12 protein-coding genes are annotated in these 15,346 nt (G+C 34.8%); 9 read left to right on the top strand and 3 right to left on the bottom strand.

Annotation, left to right across the window (positions count from 1 at the left end; all coding sequences use genetic code 11):
• Positions 1 to 45: 45 nt before the first annotated feature.
• A complete protein-coding gene (locus tag EL260_RS20170; RefSeq protein ID WP_123857309.1) occupies positions 46 to 1,767 on the top strand; it encodes an RDD family protein in 1,722 nt (573 codons plus the stop codon).
• Between the two features lie 8 nt (positions 1,768 to 1,775).
• Positions 1,776 to 2,384 carry a membrane lipoprotein lipid attachment site-containing protein gene (locus EL260_RS20165; RefSeq protein ID WP_198418054.1) on the top strand — a complete coding sequence of 203 codons (609 nt, stop codon included), beginning with the start codon at positions 1,776 to 1,778 and terminating at the stop codon, positions 2,382 to 2,384.
• A 39-nt stretch (positions 2,385 to 2,423) separates the two neighbouring features.
• Here the strand turns inward: EL260_RS20165 and EL260_RS20160 are convergent, their stop codons facing one another.
• A complete protein-coding gene (locus tag EL260_RS20160) occupies positions 2,424 to 2,786 on the bottom strand; it encodes a winged helix-turn-helix transcriptional regulator (protein ID WP_123857308.1) in 363 nt (120 codons plus the stop codon).
• Positions 2,787 to 2,879: 93 nt separating this feature from the next.
• On the opposite strand from EL260_RS20160, the gene EL260_RS20155 reads away from it, so the two are divergent.
• Together EL260_RS20155 and EL260_RS20150 are read left to right on the top strand one after the other, a co-directional pair.
• The gene (locus tag EL260_RS20155; protein WP_123857307.1) at positions 2,880 to 3,335 is read left to right on the top strand and encodes a DUF3291 domain-containing protein; all 456 of its coding nucleotides are present in this window, start codon (positions 2,880 to 2,882) and stop codon (positions 3,333 to 3,335) included.
• Between the two features lie 74 nt (positions 3,336 to 3,409).
• Positions 3,410 to 3,916, top strand: coding sequence for a hypothetical protein (locus EL260_RS20150; protein WP_123857306.1), 507 nt, complete (start codon positions 3,410 to 3,412; stop codon positions 3,914 to 3,916).
• A gap of 126 nt (positions 3,917 to 4,042) precedes the next feature.
• Here EL260_RS20150 and EL260_RS20145 read toward each other — a convergent pair whose 3' ends face one another.
• Positions 4,043 to 4,537 carry an SRPBCC family protein gene (locus tag EL260_RS20145; protein ID WP_198418053.1) on the bottom strand — a complete coding sequence of 165 codons (495 nt, stop codon included), beginning with the start codon at positions 4,535 to 4,537 and terminating at the stop codon, positions 4,043 to 4,045.
• Between the two features lie 318 nt (positions 4,538 to 4,855).
• Here EL260_RS20145 and EL260_RS20140 point away from each other — a divergent pair, with 318 nt between their 5' ends.
• Together EL260_RS20140 and EL260_RS20135 are read left to right on the top strand one after the other, a co-directional pair.
• Complete coding sequence (locus EL260_RS20140; protein ID WP_123857304.1) at positions 4,856 to 5,341, top strand: hypothetical protein; 486 nt, start codon at positions 4,856 to 4,858, stop codon at positions 5,339 to 5,341.
• Positions 5,342 to 5,350: 9 nt separating this feature from the next.
• A complete protein-coding gene (locus EL260_RS20135; RefSeq protein WP_123857303.1) occupies positions 5,351 to 5,959 on the top strand; it encodes a hypothetical protein in 609 nt (202 codons plus the stop codon).
• A gap of 100 nt (positions 5,960 to 6,059) precedes the next feature.
• Here the strand turns inward: EL260_RS20135 and EL260_RS20130 are convergent, their stop codons facing one another.
• On the bottom strand, positions 6,060 to 7,088 hold the full coding sequence (locus EL260_RS20130; protein WP_123857302.1) for a hypothetical protein: 1,029 nt from the start codon (positions 7,086 to 7,088) through the stop codon (positions 6,060 to 6,062).
• A gap of 304 nt (positions 7,089 to 7,392) precedes the next feature.
• Here EL260_RS20130 and EL260_RS20125 point away from each other — a divergent pair, with 304 nt between their 5' ends.
• From EL260_RS20125 to EL260_RS20115, 3 genes are read left to right on the top strand one after another with little or no spacing between them, the layout of a single operon-like run.
• Positions 7,393 to 7,863 carry a hypothetical protein gene (locus EL260_RS20125; RefSeq protein WP_123857301.1) on the top strand — a complete coding sequence of 157 codons (471 nt, stop codon included), beginning with the start codon at positions 7,393 to 7,395 and terminating at the stop codon, positions 7,861 to 7,863.
• Positions 7,864 to 7,883: 20 nt separating this feature from the next.
• Positions 7,884 to 14,549 carry an RHS repeat-associated core domain-containing protein gene (locus EL260_RS20120; protein WP_123857300.1) on the top strand — a complete coding sequence of 2,222 codons (6,666 nt, stop codon included), beginning with the start codon at positions 7,884 to 7,886 and terminating at the stop codon, positions 14,547 to 14,549.
• Positions 14,550 to 14,557: 8 nt separating this feature from the next.
• Entirely contained in the window at positions 14,558 to 15,271 is a 714-nt protein-coding gene (locus EL260_RS20115; RefSeq protein ID WP_123857299.1) for a hypothetical protein, read from the top strand.
• The last annotated feature ends 75 nt before the right edge of the window (positions 15,272 to 15,346 follow it).

Genomic DNA, 15,346 nt, shown 5'->3' with positions numbered 1-15,346 from the left:
AATTTCTTTTTTTATTGTTTATTTGCGAAAACTATTTTGCATATCATGAATTATACTAAAGGGAAACTCATTACTTATTCTTCTTTACTGACCCTTTTATTAGGAATACTTACCAGTATTATTTTTTATAATTTTTATAAAGGTGAAACAATAAACGGCTGGATCTCATATTTTTATCTGTTGAAGCCTTTATACCTGTTTAAAGCGCCTTTAGAAACTCCTTTTAATCTGTGGGAAACCATTATTTATTTTATTCTCTTTCTTGGGATTATTTTTTACCTGAAAACCAAAGGAAAAGAAAAAAGATTGCTTGGGTTTGTTTTTTCTGTGGTACTGATAAACAATATCATGTTAGTGCTTTTCGGAATTTTTAATAGTTTATATTTTTCTTTTAACCCTCCGTCAGAAATTTCTTTGGAAGGCCAATCTACAGCTATAGCTTCAATAATACAACTTCTGATTCAGATAGGTTATAGTATTGTGAGCTTCATGGTTCTTAGAAAGATCAAACAGGAAAATGAAAAAGAAAGAACAACTTCTGCTGAAGCCCCGAAATATACTGCTCAATGGCAAAGAGGGTTCCATTTGCTGATTGACAGCTTGGTAATGATAGCTGTGTTTACAAATTTTGTTTTGGGATTTTCCTTCACTTTAAAGAACAATGACATTTTCCAAAGCTACTTTAATAATTATTGGGGTTTGGCAGTCATCATTGTTTTGATCAGGCTGGTTTTTTATCCCGTTTTTGAATTTTATTTTGGATCAACGCCAGCGAAATTCTTAACAGAATCAAGAGTGGTAGATCAAAATAATAATCAACCTGGATTTAAGACTATTTTTAAAAGAAGCCTTTATAGAAGTATCCCTTTTGATTCTCTCTCTTTTTTTAGCAAAAAGGGATGGCATGATTCATTTTCTGAAACCTCTGTTATCACAGAAAAAAAAGAAGGAGTACATCCAAAACAGTTTTTGTGGATTCTGGCTTTTGCTGTTCCGGTTCTCACTTATCATTATTTTATTAAAGAAAAAATAAGCGACTATAAATATACTCAGCTTTCAGAAAAAGAAGAAGGATATGATGAACAATGGTATGCTCACAGCAGAAATAATATTAACACCAATCAACTTTATGTAGTTCAGGCTATGGATTATGCTCCTGATAACAATGTCTTAGGTTTAAAGATAGAAAAAATCAAAGGAGATGATGTAGAAGTAAAAAAAATAAAGCTGATGGATGGTTTTAGCAATGATTTTTGGGGAGTGAAAATGGATTATGATCGTCAGGTTGATACTGCTCAGGTTTATACCATATCCCGTATGAAACTGGAAAATTTATTTCCACAAAATAATATGGAAAAACATAAGGGAGTCCATGCTCAGGATCTGTTCAATAACGGAGTAAGATATAATTTTAACAATGTATATGAAGTAAATGTTCCCTATTTCGATCTGGGAAATACCTTTTATGATACCCAGCAGGAAACTCAAAGTAATAGTGGTAAATTGATCATCGGAAACAGAGGGAAAAGTGGAAGAGTTATTTCTGTTAAAAATATAAAAGGTGACATTGTCTGGAAAGATCATTTTCCGGTAAATTTTGGTGCTGCAAAAGGGAATACTGAAGAAAAAATTGTATTAAAAACCAATTATTCAACTAAAACGAAAAATAGTACCTCTGAAATTACAGTAAAAGATTCTCTAAATAATCAACAAAATTATATTTTAGAAATTAATGAAGGGGTTTTAAAAATTTTTAGGGTAAAATAATGTTCCCTATGGATTCTATTATATTGCTGTATCTTTATCGTTTCAATTTTATCATCGGAAATACAAAATATATGAAGAAGATCATCTGTATCATAGGGCTGCTGGCAGTGTTGGCAAGTTGTAACCAATCTGAGCATACAGGGCAGCAAAAAGATGAATCAAAAGAAGAGAAGTCTTTATCCAAAGAACAAGAATCAAATCCAAAAGAATCGAAAGACAGGATTTCCAAAGAAGAAGCTGTAAAGTTGGCTGTAAAACAATTTGAAGCTTATTTACCTAAGATTCTTAAAACTTATGATGATGGAGTCATTGACCTGCAGGATCCTCATGTTGGAGATTTTACCGGTGATGGGATAGAAGATGTAGCTATTTACTGGAATATTGCCCCTGAAGGCGGAAATGCACTGATAGGACAGGGATTATCCTTATACAAAAATGATGGACATTCCGTTAAAGTGATAGCCGGATATGAACCGGATTACCTGTTTGCCTTTGATACCATTAAAAATGGAAAAATTATTGTAGAAAAACTGGAATATACCGAAGAAGATGGAAGATGCTGTCCTTCAATAAGGACTAAACATGCCCTAACCATCAAAGGAAGTAAAGTATATTAAATGAAGCTAACCTCTTAAAAATCTGAGATATTCGAGTTTTTAAGAGGTTTTTCTATTTTCCAAAATATTTTTACCCCATTCATTGATATTATCCAACAATGGAATGAATGAAGTGCCCAGCTCTGATAAGCTATACACTGTTTTTACAGGAGGTTTTATTCCGAAAACAGTTCTGGTAATCAACCCATCTCTTTCCAACTGCCTCAACTGAAGACTTAGCGTTGTTTCAGTGATAAAGGAAAGGTCTTTTTTGAGTTCCCCAAACCGCTTGTCTCCGTTTTTTAAGTGACAAAGAATTACCCCTTTCCATCTTCCGCCAATAAGGTCCATGACAAAGCTTACCGCACAGGGATAAGATTTTTGGTCAACATTGATATAGGAAGTCTCACATTCTTTTTCCATCTTTTTTATAGTATCTAAATTGATAGTTATTTTATTCTAAGGCTGAGGAATCTATTTTTACACAATAATAGACATAAAACAGGAAATAATAAAATGTATCAATTAGCACAGATTAACGTGGCCAGAATGATTGGGATGAATATTGAAGACCCGGTAATGAAAGAATTTGTAGAGCATTTTGATTCAGTGAATCAACTGGCGGAAGAGAGCAATGGTTTTGTATGGAGATTAAAGGATGAAGATAATAATGCCACAGGTTTTAATCCGTTTAATGATGAGCAGGTGATCATCAATCTCTCTGTATGGAAAGATAAAGAATCATTAGAATACTTTACTTATAAGACTTTTCATGTGGATTTTTTACGAAGAAGAAAAGAATGGTTTCAAAAATATGGGAAAGCGTATTATGTACTGTGGTGGATTAAAGATCATCAATATCCAAGTATAGAAGAAGCGTTGGAAAGATTAGAATATCTCCAGAAGAATGGTCCTTCGGAATATGCTTTCAGTTTTCAAACTGCATTTCAGAAGCCGGAATTAAATTTTTAAGGCTAAAAATCTAAATTTTGTATCTTGTCTGTTCATTACCAAATATAAAATTTTAATATAATATATAATCTCCCATGAAAAGCATTCTGATTGTACTACTTGGTCTTCTGTTTTCGGTCTCCATCTACGGGCATAAAAATAGGTCTGATGATGAAATTTCTGCCCAGGATAAGATTCTTTTACAAAAATTCTGGAGAGATTTTACAGATGCTGTGACCAGAAATGATAAGGAAAAAATAAAAACACTCTGTGAATTTCCTTTCTATTGCAGACCTTGTCTTAATTATACAGAATATAAAAACAGTAACCCTGTCACAGTGAAAGTAACCAAGGAATTATATCATAAAAAACATTATAAAGTCTTTTTTGAAAAAGAGCTAAAAGCTGAAGTTAAAAAACATCGGAAATTTAATGTACAGTTTTTTCATCCTTATTTTAATAAAGAAGTGAATATACACGGAATTTCTTTTTTATATACGCTGGTTCCGCCTTCAAAAACTAGAGAGGGTACTCAGGGAATGATTACCCTGGTGAAAAAAGCGGGAAAATTTAAAATAACCGGAATTGACATTATTCCATAATTTAATCTAAACCTAAAAAAGAATTGTTAGAAGAAAAATCATAGAAGGAATGATAGCTAAGTTTAAGATGGTTTTGGTGGGTTATTAAAACTCAAAGTAACTTCTAGCTTCCCGCATTAAAACAAATCATAAACGATGCTGATGGGGCCATGGCTTTCCTTTCCCTGTTTCGCAAAGTAATTTTAAGCTTCTCAAAAACTGTCCCCAGGTGTAATTACATTCAGCGAACATAGGCGAGTACATATCCCATCCTTTGTGATAGAAAATTAATAAAGTACCGCTGTCATATACTAACTGATCAATTTGGCCTGCCATTTCCGGATGCATTTTGCGTAATGTTTCTTTATCTCCTGATAAAAGATGAAATGAAATATCAGTTCCTATCCACTCATGAGCGCCTGTAATACAATGCCACTGAATTTCTTCAAAAGGAACAAGCTTTACAATTTTCATTTCTTTAAAATAATCCGGACCAAAAGAGAACCGGGCAATGCTACCCACTTCAGTACTGGTTTTGGTATGGGGTGTCCACCACGCAGACAACCCGGATTGACTGGTGATGGCATGATAAACTTTTTCTCTTGATGCACCAATCAGTAAAGAATGATAAATGTTCGACATATTCAATGATGAGTTATAATGGTTTGGTTTTTAATTTAATACTAAAAATACAAAATAAAAATAAACCATAAAAACGAAAACTATTTCTACCATCATTTCAAATTATTAAAGGAACAAATATCAAATGTAATAGTGGCCTAATAAACCGTTTTTTGTACTTTAGTAATGATAAAACTATGCTGCCATGAGAAAAAAGAATTGAAGTCCAATGTTTTTTCTACAACCGAACAATGATATCTATTGTTTTGATATTACCAGCTATAAGACACCGTTGAACATCAAAAAGTAATAAAAATAAAACCACTAAAAATAGTAACAATGAAGTTGACAAAATACTTATCCTTATTCTTTCTGATCGGATTACATCTGGCGTACTATGGACAAAAAAAACAGGTAAATCAACCGTTGCAGATAAAGGCTGAAGTGTTTACTCAAAAAATAATCCATCTGATTACTGAGAAGAATTATACCGCCTTGAACCAATTAACAACTAAAAAGGTGTATTGTTCTCTATGCTTTGATGAAGCACCGGAAAAAAGTTATTTTATGGGAAAAGATCTTTTTTACAATAAACATGTCAGTACTATTTTCAACAAAGAATTATTGGAAAGACTGAATCGTAATGAAACAGAGTTTTCCTATGATGGAGCTGATCCCGGATTTAAAGACAGAGATTATATAGTATTATACACCACTTATCGCCCAAATGAATTTGGTGACGGCCATGAAGGGGCTCAGTTTGTCTTCTGGCTAAAAGAGGAAAAAGGAAACTTTAAGCTTTCTGGAGTAGAAACCATACCTTAACAGATTCAAATGTTGAAAATATTATCATTTTTATGGATAGCTGTCTATATCATGACCGCCTGCAATTGTGCCAAAGGAAAAAATGATGCTTCCAAAAAAGACGATGGTATCATTTCAAAAATATATCACAAAAGTGGCTCTAATGATACAGATACTCTATGGGTTTCACAGAATGACTCTACTGTTTTCAGACAGGAAGAGGTTATGATAAAGCATCCTGACAGTTATCCCAAATTAACAGTACGCTATAATTTGATAAATCCTAAAAATAATGCGTATTATTTCATTTATAATGACAAACAGCAACTGATAGAAGAAGGAAAATATACGGCTCAGTACATGTATGAAGGAATCACTTACAACGATGGTAATTTTTATAATCTCAAGAGCTATTCTTATAAAAAGAACGGGAAGCTGCGAACGAAGCACTATCAGGAAGACGGAAGAAATTTTAAAACCGAGTTTTTCAATAATGATGGACAGTTGACGGAAATAAAATATTTCAATAAGAAATCTTCAGATATAGAAAAAGTGGAGATCTATAAAAAAGGAGAGCTTAAAGAAACCAGAATCTATAAAGGATTTAATAATTATGATACCGTGAAAGCAGGGGAATAGCTTTTATTTTGTTTTCGGATTATATTGCACCTATTTTTAGAATAGTTTGAAGATGTTAATAAGAGTAAATGGATCTGGATTTTAACTTTAATTCGTCCCATTAATGTCTTTTAGGTCTTATGAGATAGTAGAGCTGGTTTTCTTCATCAATTAACAGCATATAGTCTCCGTTTTTAGGCTGGTATACAAAATAAGAAAAAGGATCTTTTACAGCATTATCAGGATGTTCTATGATAACATTCTGTTTGTAATGCAGTACTTTTTTGGGCATCTTGATGGAAAAGTAAGACGTCCCTGTCCATCCCTGACGGCCGGAACTATTTCCGGTTCCCCAGCTTAGGTTTTTTAAGCTCCAGAAAGTATGGGCATTCCATTTTTCTTTTTGAACATGTTCTCTTTTAATAAGTCCTGAAGGTTTATCTACCTCATAGCCGGAATTTCCGTAGTTAATTGATTTTTTATTAGGAGTGTTCTTCGGATAGCCGTGCCAGTCTTTTTCAGCGTAAAAATAATTCCAGACATTATCTTTAAATACAGTCAGTTTATATTTATACTCATTTCCGGGTGATTCGGAATGAATAATGTCATCATACATATAGTCTCTGTTGGCAATGATATCTTCCGTTTCTGCCACGGAAAATATTTTAGCATCATCTAAATTTTTATAATGATAATGTGTAGTGTCACCATCTTTCATCCAGTTGCTGTAGGTGTTCTGATCTACATCTACAATATAATCATTGAAGGTTTGATAATTATGGATACCATTTTCAGTATTGTACTTGTATTGAAGGCTATCTGTTATCTGACCTTTCAGGTTTATTTTATACCATGTATAGGTATTATCCTCGCCTTCTTTTTCAGAATTATGATCTCTTTTGGTAATGATGACAATAGTGCTGTCGTTTTCCTGAATGACAGGTTCGTGGATCCCACGGGACAGTTTAATGATTTCATAGTCATTATCTTTCAGGCTGTCTAGTGTGGGATATGATTTATATTGTTTCGGAAGTTTTTCAGATCTGAGCTTATACCGTTGATAATACATTTCCGAATCAGGCAAAATAATAATGGCAATGGCAGCAATGCTCCAGAGTATAACAGATTTTTTTTTAAAATTAAATTTCATCGTGTTGGTTTTTTAGTCTTTTATGAGGGAAGGCAAAATACGATAAAATAAAGAATCTCGAAAATAAAATGTTGTTTGTATTGATTTATATAAGAGATTTAAAAATAGTTGATTCTATTATCAAATGCTATAATTTTACTTTAATTCTGAAAAGATAGTGATACTTATTTAAAACAATATTTCATGAAATGCCCTATTGATCAGATTAGAACCATCTACCGTAAAAAAAACATACTAAAACCGGGTTTTCCCTGTATTGAGAATTATAAATAATTTTTATATTCACGAAAAATATAAATGAATCATGAAAAAAAAATATCTAAGTGCATTGTTTCTATGTACTACTTTGGGAGTTTCAGCTCAGCAAACAGAGGTCTATTTTAAATACGATGAGGCCGGTAATCAGCGATATCGTGGGCCTGAAGTTAGTTCTAAACAGACAACTGATACTATATCAAAAACAGAATCTCAAACAACTTCTTCATCCCAATCCCTAGCTATAGATGAAAAAGAATTCTGGAAGCAGATCCGTTTATATCCCATTCCGGTTAATGATGTATTAACGATTGATTGGACAGATAAAGTAGACGGCTTAATTGAGTCTGTATCTCTTTACCAGCACAGTACTGTCAACTGGAAGTTCCAACAACAAAACATACCTAGTCTGAATAAACAGCTAAAAATCAACATGACCGGCTATGATTGGGGAGTGTATGTACTACGTTTTACCTTAACGGATGGAAGAATTTTCAGTAAGAACATTACTAAAAGATAATAAAAACACAATTTGAAATCATGAAATATTACAACAAGAAAATAAAATTATTTTCTACTTTTATCTTGTCCTGTATATCCATTTTAGGATTATCGCAGACTTCATCCCCTCAAAAATTTCACGACACCAAAGGAAATATAGAAGTAACCCAGGCGGGACAGCTTCAATATACATTACCTATTGATCTTCCTCCCGGAGTAAAAAATACAGCACCCAATATGAGCCTTGTTTATGTGAGCGGGGCCGGCAACGGACTGGCAGGTTATGGATGGAATATTTCGGGAATTACATCAATCTCGAGAGTTGGGAAAAATTTGGAGAAAGATGGCGTTAAAAAAGCTGTAAAGCTCGATTATTATGACCACTTCAGCTTTAACGGACAGCGTTTAATTTTGAAATCAGGTGAATACGGTAAAGATGGGGCAGAGTATGTGACTGAAAAATATTCGAATATAAAGATAAAATCATTTGGGACTCTGATCGGACAGATACAGGGGCCCTTTTATTGGGAAGTTACTTTTGAAGACGGCTCCCAGGCCTGGTTTGGAGAAACGTCTGCTGAATCGGCAACGGCACGAACTTTTATTGATTATAATATTGTAAAGTCAAAAGATGCAAATGGTAATACCGTTAAATACAACTATCAGCTAGAGGACAATGTTGCTGTTATCAAAAGTGTTGAATGGGGCGGAAATGAGGATCAGAATACGCCACATTTTAATAAGATTGAATTTACTTATACTACAAGACCGATACCTGAGACTGCCTATGTTGCAGGAATGCTCTTTTCACAGTCCAAGCTGCTAGCATCTATTACCATATCGACAAACAGCCAGCAGTACAAAAAGTATAATGTTTCTTATAAAAAAGACCTTCAGGAAACAGGCTACAGGTATCTGGATAAAATAACAATTTTAAACGGCAAAAATGAAGAAGCCAATCCTGTGACTTTCACTTATGAAAAATCAATGGATCTTCCCAATCCCAATATAAGAACATGGGAAACCAGTTCTTCATTAAGGCCTAAGGAAGGGGAAGACCTTGTAGGCGATTTTGATGGTGATGGTAATCTTGATTTATTAAGATATCATTCTGCAACATCACAGACCATACAACAGATCGGTTTATACCTGTACAGTAACCTCTATAATGCGAAATATAATGCAATAGTTCCAAGTTATTTAGGAAACATCATTACGCTAACGGATTTTAAGGGTGCCACAGCCGTTAATTTAAAAAAGGGTAACCTGATTCATAACCGGCAGGGATTTGTTACCAATAAATCTGTTACTAATCCTTCTACATCGAAAAAAGATCTGGAGTTATCTTTTTATAGCCTTACAGGGAGTAATCAATTGAATCTGGATTATAAAAAGGTTATTCCCTCTGCAAGTTGGGACCACACTTCCGGAACGAGCCAAAATGGAACAAAAACAGAAGTTAGGGGGTTAACAGGTGTTGATTTCAATGGTGATGGTTTAAGTGAATTGGTTTTAAAGCTTAGTGATAAGGTGTGTAGCTCAATACCTGCAAACAATTCTGACAAACTTCCTTTTGAGTGTAATTATTATATGAGGTACCACGTTATTGACCCTGATGAATCGATCCCGAATAACGAATGGTTTTACCTTTTAAATCTTTATCCTGATTTTGAAAAGAGGGATAAGGATGTATTTACTACTCACAGAGTCGGTGACTTTAACGGAGATGGGATATTTGACTTCCTGAAATTGGATCAGAATAAGAAACCATTCCTTATTACTTTTCAGAAAAACCTTCAGGGAAAGTATACTTCTGAAGTAGCTCCTTATCCAATAAACTCAGTGAACAATCAAAGCTTGCTCGGTCTTTGGGAAGACTGTGTGGTTGGAGATTATAATGGGGATGGTCTTAGTGATATCATGGTACCCAGTTCAGATGATTCGCCTCTTTGGTATCTCTATACTTCAAAAGGGAATGGTTTCATAGATAATACTGTAAATTTTGAGAAACCGAGAAAAAACAGGGTAGTGACTAAGGACCCAAATGATAGAATAGATGTATTGAACCCTAGAACTTATGTTGCCTATGATATTAATAATGATGGAAAAGCAGAACTTATTCGCCTTACTTCGGATAGAATGTATCTGAAAGACCATATTCAGGATAGTAACCAAGGGGTAAGATACCTGAGGGTTCGTGGCACGACGGTAAATGTATTCTCAACTTTTGGAGGTGGGGGAAACCCTCCTGCCAGCGATAGCCAACCTTATCCAAATAATACTATTCTGTATTTAAATTCCAGCAATATTGATGCAGAGCTGGCAGTCAATGAAACTGATAAAGTAGGTCTGTCTGTGGACCAATGGACAGGAGCGATGCTTCGGCAATTTTTATTAGTTTCAATGGTTCCTGCTGTTGGATATGCAGCTGGTGTAGAGCAGCTAATATCCTATCATTCTTATTATGATATTTCTAAAGAAGCCCGTATCCAAAGTATCTCACAAGGAGGGATAACGACGAATATTACGTATAAGCAGTTGGATAGAAGCATAAACCCGGGATTATATGATGTTTCTCAAACAGAAAACTATCCGTATGTTCAGGTTAGCCAATCCGTGGGAATGTACGTTGTTTCGGGTCTTACCCAGTCTACGGCGACGGATAAAAAGGTGAAGCAGGATTTCAGGTATAGAGGGCTTACCTCAAACATCCTTGGAAGAGGAATGATTGGATTCAGAAAAACAGCCCTCAGCTCATGGTACGCAGATGGATTTGAAAATACTAAAGTATGGTCCGGCGTTGAAATTGATCCTACAAATGAAGGTATCCCGATTAAAGAATGGTCAATTAGAACCAATGATGAAACTAAGATATTTCCGGCCGATATTTCTGAAAATAATACCCAGTTATTAAGCTTTAAGTCTACCACCTATCAAGTTGATAAACTCTTGAACGGACAGCTGATAACCACTGTTTCGAATGCTGATAGAGCTAAGGTGGTTACTGTAATTCTTCCTAAAATCAATAAAGGAAAGGACTTTTTAACAGGTATTACCGCTGAAAGTACAATCACTTATGGAGAATATTATCTTCCGGTGCAAAATACTTCGAATATCAATGCTGGATTTTCTTTAAAGACTTCTGCTTATGATTATAATAATAACCCTACAGGAGCAGGTAAAGATTATTATATCGGGCGCTTGAAATCTAAAACGGACGTTGTTCAGGCATATAATGATACCAAATCGGGTAAGGAGGAATATACCTATGAAAATACGAATCTGAAAACGATAAAAAAATGGAACACTGACAATACAGGATATCTTCTGGATACCTTTCAGTACGACGGGTTTGGAAATGTACTTCAAAAAGTGACTGCCAATAGTGTGGATTCCCAGACAGAAACTTCAAAAACCGAATTTGACGCAAAAGGAAGGTTTGTTATAAAGAAGACCGATAATTTGGGTCTGGAGACTCAATTAACTTATAATGATTGGGGGCAGCTCCTTACCCAAACAGATCCGATGGGAAATACTGTAAGTAGCACCTATGATGCATGGGGGAAATTATTGACCTCTAAAACCAATTTAACCGGAATGACGACGTATGCCTATGATAGGGATAGTAATTCCAATACCACTGTAACTCAAAACAAACCGGATGGTGATGTATCAAAAACTTTCACTAACAGATTGGGGCAAGAGTACAAAGTTTCTGCTAAAGCTTCGATGCAGGGACAGTACATTTCCAAAGAAACCCAATATGATATCTTGGGTAGAAAAGTCATAGAATCGGAACCCTATTTTGAAAGGGAAAATGCGAGCCAATGGAATGTGATGGAGTATGACGATTCTGTTTTCCCTGCCAAAGTAAAGGTTACAGCATTTACCGGTATGCGGTCTGAGACTGTTGTTTCAGGTCTTACAACAACTGTTACGGAATTAAGCGGGTATGGAAGGGTCACATCCAAAATCAAGGATGCTTTAGGTAACGTAAAATCTTCCACTGACAAAGGAGGAACAATACAGTTTTCCTATAATGCTTCAGGGGACCAGACGCAAGCGAAATATGCAGAAAATGTTGTGACTACGAAATATGACGCATGGGGGCGAAAGTCTGAATTTAATGATCCGTCAAATGGCATCTATAAATATGAGTATACAGGTTTTGGCCTGCCTAAGAAAACGATAAGTCCGAAAGGAAGTAAAGAATATACTTATAATACTTTAGGGCAGCTAATTTCGCAGAAAGAATTTTCTACGATAGATAACGGACAGACAACCAATAAAACTATTTCTTTTACTTATAATGGAAAAGGACAGATTACTGGCAAATCAGGTACGGTTAAAGGCCAGACCTTTAGCACTGTTTTAACCTATGATCCGCAGGGAAGATTAATTTCCTCAACTGAAAATAGCAATGGAAAAACCTATACTGAAAAAGGGATTACCTTTGATGATAAGGGAAAGGTCGTTTCTTACGAAAAAGAAGTACAGTCTGGCGGAATCTTAACTAAGGTTGCTATAGAAAACATCTACAACGCCTGGAACGGAGAACTCCATCAGATTAAAGACAAGAATTCTGGTAAGATTCTTTGGGAGCTGAAAGACGCAAATGCAAAAGGACAGGTTTTAAAAGCTAAACTAGGGGAATCTGAGATTTACAATAGATATGATCCAACTGGTTTTCTTCAGGAAACTAAACAAGGGGCTTCTCTCCAGCAGCCAATTCTGAATATCCAGTATGCTTTTGATGCGGTCAAAAATGAATTGATGTTCAGAAAAACCATGGGTGATTTTTATATTGAAGAATCTTTTGATTATGATGATAATAACCGTCTTGTTAACTGGACAGATCCGGTAACGGGAATTAAACCCTCTGCAAGCAGGAACCTATATGATGTAAAAGGAAGGATTACAGAAAATGACGCTGTAGGAACAATGAAGTTTGACAATTCTGCGAAAATATATCAGCCCACCGGTATGACCTTAAATTCAGCGGGAACGCAAAACTATAAGGGAGATCTGATTCAGACTATTCTTTATAATGAAAATAATGATCCGGTGTATGTTCATGGAGAAAAGACACGTCTCAACTTTGGGTATGGATTAGGGAATATGAGACAGAGGGTTGATATCGAAAGACTAAAAAGCACAGGGGGAGTTTCTGAGTTAGATAAAAATGGAGACGGGATTTGGGATCCTAATGTACCTCAATGGCAGCTGGCAATCTCTAAGTTTTACAGTGAAGATGGAAGCTTTGAAGTGGTGAGAGATCAGTCTACGGGGCTGGAAAAGCATATTCTGCATATTGAAGGAGGGCCGTATGAATCTAATATCATATATTTGAAGAACTTTGGTGAGACTTCCGGTTCTTATAAGTTTTTGCATAAAGACTATATAGGAAGTGTCCTTGCCATTAGTGATGAAGCCGGAAACAAGCTGGAACAAAGGCATTATGATGCGTGGGGGAATTTTACCCATCTAAAATTAGGTAACGCACCCGTCATTACAGATAAGGCAACTATTCAGGGAAATTATTGGCTTATTGACCGTGGGTATACCGGCCATGAACATTTTATGGAAGTGGGCATTATCCATATGAACGGGAGGTTATATGATCCTTTGCTCAGAAGGTTTTTAAATGCTGATGAAAATATTCAGGATCCTATGAATACCCAGAATTACAATAAGTATGGGTATGTGATGAATAACCCGCTGATGTATAACGATCCTGATGGAGAATTTTTGTGGTGGGCAGCCGGAGCTTTAGTAGGTAGATATTTAAATGGCGTAGCTGCTAATGGTGGAAACTGGAACCCCGGAAAATGGGATTGGGAAAGAACATGGAGTGCAGTTTTGGGAGGTGCTATTGGTGGAGCCGCTGTTTCAGGAGCATTGGGGAATATAGTAAATAATGGCGGTGCCATTAAAAACTTCTTACCAGGAATTGTTTCAGGAGGTTTGAATTCTGCTTTTAGTGGTGGCAATTTTTTGGGTGGTGCTATTGGTGGGTTATCTTATTCTGCTAGTGTATTTACCAACAATATTACTTCTACAAATGGAATTAGTACTAGCTACAAATATATTATTTCTCCAGGATATGAGTATTCAGGAGATGATTGGGAAGGTTTAACAAAAAGCATACTGTTAGGCTATGTTAGATCTAATTTCTGTGAAGATTGTTCTTATGGACAACTACAACAAAAGGCTGGAACTAAGTTTGAAGAAGCATTTCATAGTATAATGAGAATTAAATTATCTAACTTGAATTATACTAGTAATAAAAATAAATTTCAAGGAATGTATAAAGATAGGCCCAGAAATACAATACCTGATGGGGTATTTGATATTGTCGATATGCAATTTGATAGTAGATTTAAGTTCAAGACATATTATGGGGCAGCATTTGCAGAAGTCAAAGCGATGGATGGTACTTTGTATAGCAGTTCAAATCAAGGACAAATTTCCTCAATGCTAAATTATATGGGATTTAGTAATGCAGTACAAAAAGCAGGAAGAGGAAATCTTATGATAGGAACAACTTCAGATACTTATGTTGCGCCTAGCTTATATGAACTTTCTAGTAAAATGAATATCAGTATTATTCATTATAGGGCATATTATAGAATGGTTTCTGGCACAATGCACATCCGGTTTAGTTATAGATGGACAGACACTACGGATTCAGTCATCCTAAAATAAAGTATAATATGAGAACATTATTTTTTTTAATATTAATGGTTAAATTTAATATCATGGGAGCACAGAATAATACAGGTCAGGATTACAAGGCTATCACTTTTGAAGAGTCGAAAAAATATGACTTCAGAAATATGAAGGATCATGAATATTCTGATTATAATGGCGCTACTTCGCTTTATGTTGATGACAACACATTATTTGTATTTCCCAATATAGACAGAGGAAGCTGTTTAATTATATCAAAAGAGAAGTATGAGCAAATGCTTAAAAACAATTCTTATCCTGTTTTACCTGAAAATAATACTCCATATTTTTTGTATAAAGACCTGATGAATAAAGAGGGCTTCACAAAGGAAAATATGATTAGAATTTTAAAGGATATTGGGTTGGATTATAATGAAGAAACTTTCTACAGTGATGCAGAAAAACTGGCGAAAACTTTATCCAAAGAGGATAAGAAGAAACTTTTGGTTCCTGCATTGTATTTTATTGGCGAAGACCTGCATAAGCTTTGTCAAGATGCTGAATGGAGTTTTAATAAAAGATGGTATTTTCATCCGTTTACTGAACCCATCTTATTTTATGAGGATCGGTCATATTCATTTTATGACTTAAATATTTTATTAGAAGAAAAGCTTTTAAAAGGGAAAAATATAACATTTAATAAGATTTATAAAAGAGTTGAAGGATATTATTTGAAGAAAAAGTGGATGTTTGATTAAAATTAAAATATCAAATAAAAGTAATTACTTAAATAATAAAAGCAAAAGCAGGAATTCCTGCTTCTGCTTTTTCCA

This window comes from Chryseobacterium nakagawai, assembly GCF_900637665.1.
Classification (GTDB): domain Bacteria; phylum Bacteroidota; class Bacteroidia; order Flavobacteriales; family Weeksellaceae; genus Chryseobacterium; species Chryseobacterium nakagawai.
The sequence above is the reverse complement of the archived record's forward strand: the minus strand, read 5'-3'. Positions and strand labels throughout refer to the sequence as shown.

Bases quoted from the DNA above. Each gene is read 5' to 3' on its own strand.
- EL260_RS20170 (WP_123857309.1), top strand. From the start codon at position 46: ATGAATTATACTAAAGGGAAACTCATTACTTATTCTTCTTTACTGACC.
- EL260_RS20165 (WP_198418054.1), top strand. From the start codon at position 1,776: ATGGATTCTATTATATTGCTGTATCTTTATCGTTTCAATTTTATCATC.
- EL260_RS20160 (WP_123857308.1), bottom strand. From the start codon at position 2,786: ATGGAAAAAGAATGTGAGACTTCCTATATCAATGTTGACCAAAAATCT.
- EL260_RS20155 (WP_123857307.1), top strand. From the start codon at position 2,880: ATGTATCAATTAGCACAGATTAACGTGGCCAGAATGATTGGGATGAAT.
- EL260_RS20150 (WP_123857306.1), top strand. From the start codon at position 3,410: ATGAAAAGCATTCTGATTGTACTACTTGGTCTTCTGTTTTCGGTCTCC.
- EL260_RS20145 (WP_198418053.1), bottom strand. From the start codon at position 4,537: ATGTCGAACATTTATCATTCTTTACTGATTGGTGCATCAAGAGAAAAA.
- EL260_RS20140 (WP_123857304.1), top strand. From the start codon at position 4,856: ATGAAGTTGACAAAATACTTATCCTTATTCTTTCTGATCGGATTACAT.
- EL260_RS20135 (WP_123857303.1), top strand. From the start codon at position 5,351: ATGTTGAAAATATTATCATTTTTATGGATAGCTGTCTATATCATGACC.
- EL260_RS20130 (WP_123857302.1), bottom strand. From the start codon at position 7,088: ATGAAATTTAATTTTAAAAAAAAATCTGTTATACTCTGGAGCATTGCT.
- EL260_RS20125 (WP_123857301.1), top strand. From the start codon at position 7,393: ATGAAAAAAAAATATCTAAGTGCATTGTTTCTATGTACTACTTTGGGA.
- EL260_RS20120 (WP_123857300.1), top strand. From the start codon at position 7,884: ATGAAATATTACAACAAGAAAATAAAATTATTTTCTACTTTTATCTTG.
- EL260_RS20115 (WP_123857299.1), top strand. From the start codon at position 14,558: ATGAGAACATTATTTTTTTTAATATTAATGGTTAAATTTAATATCATG.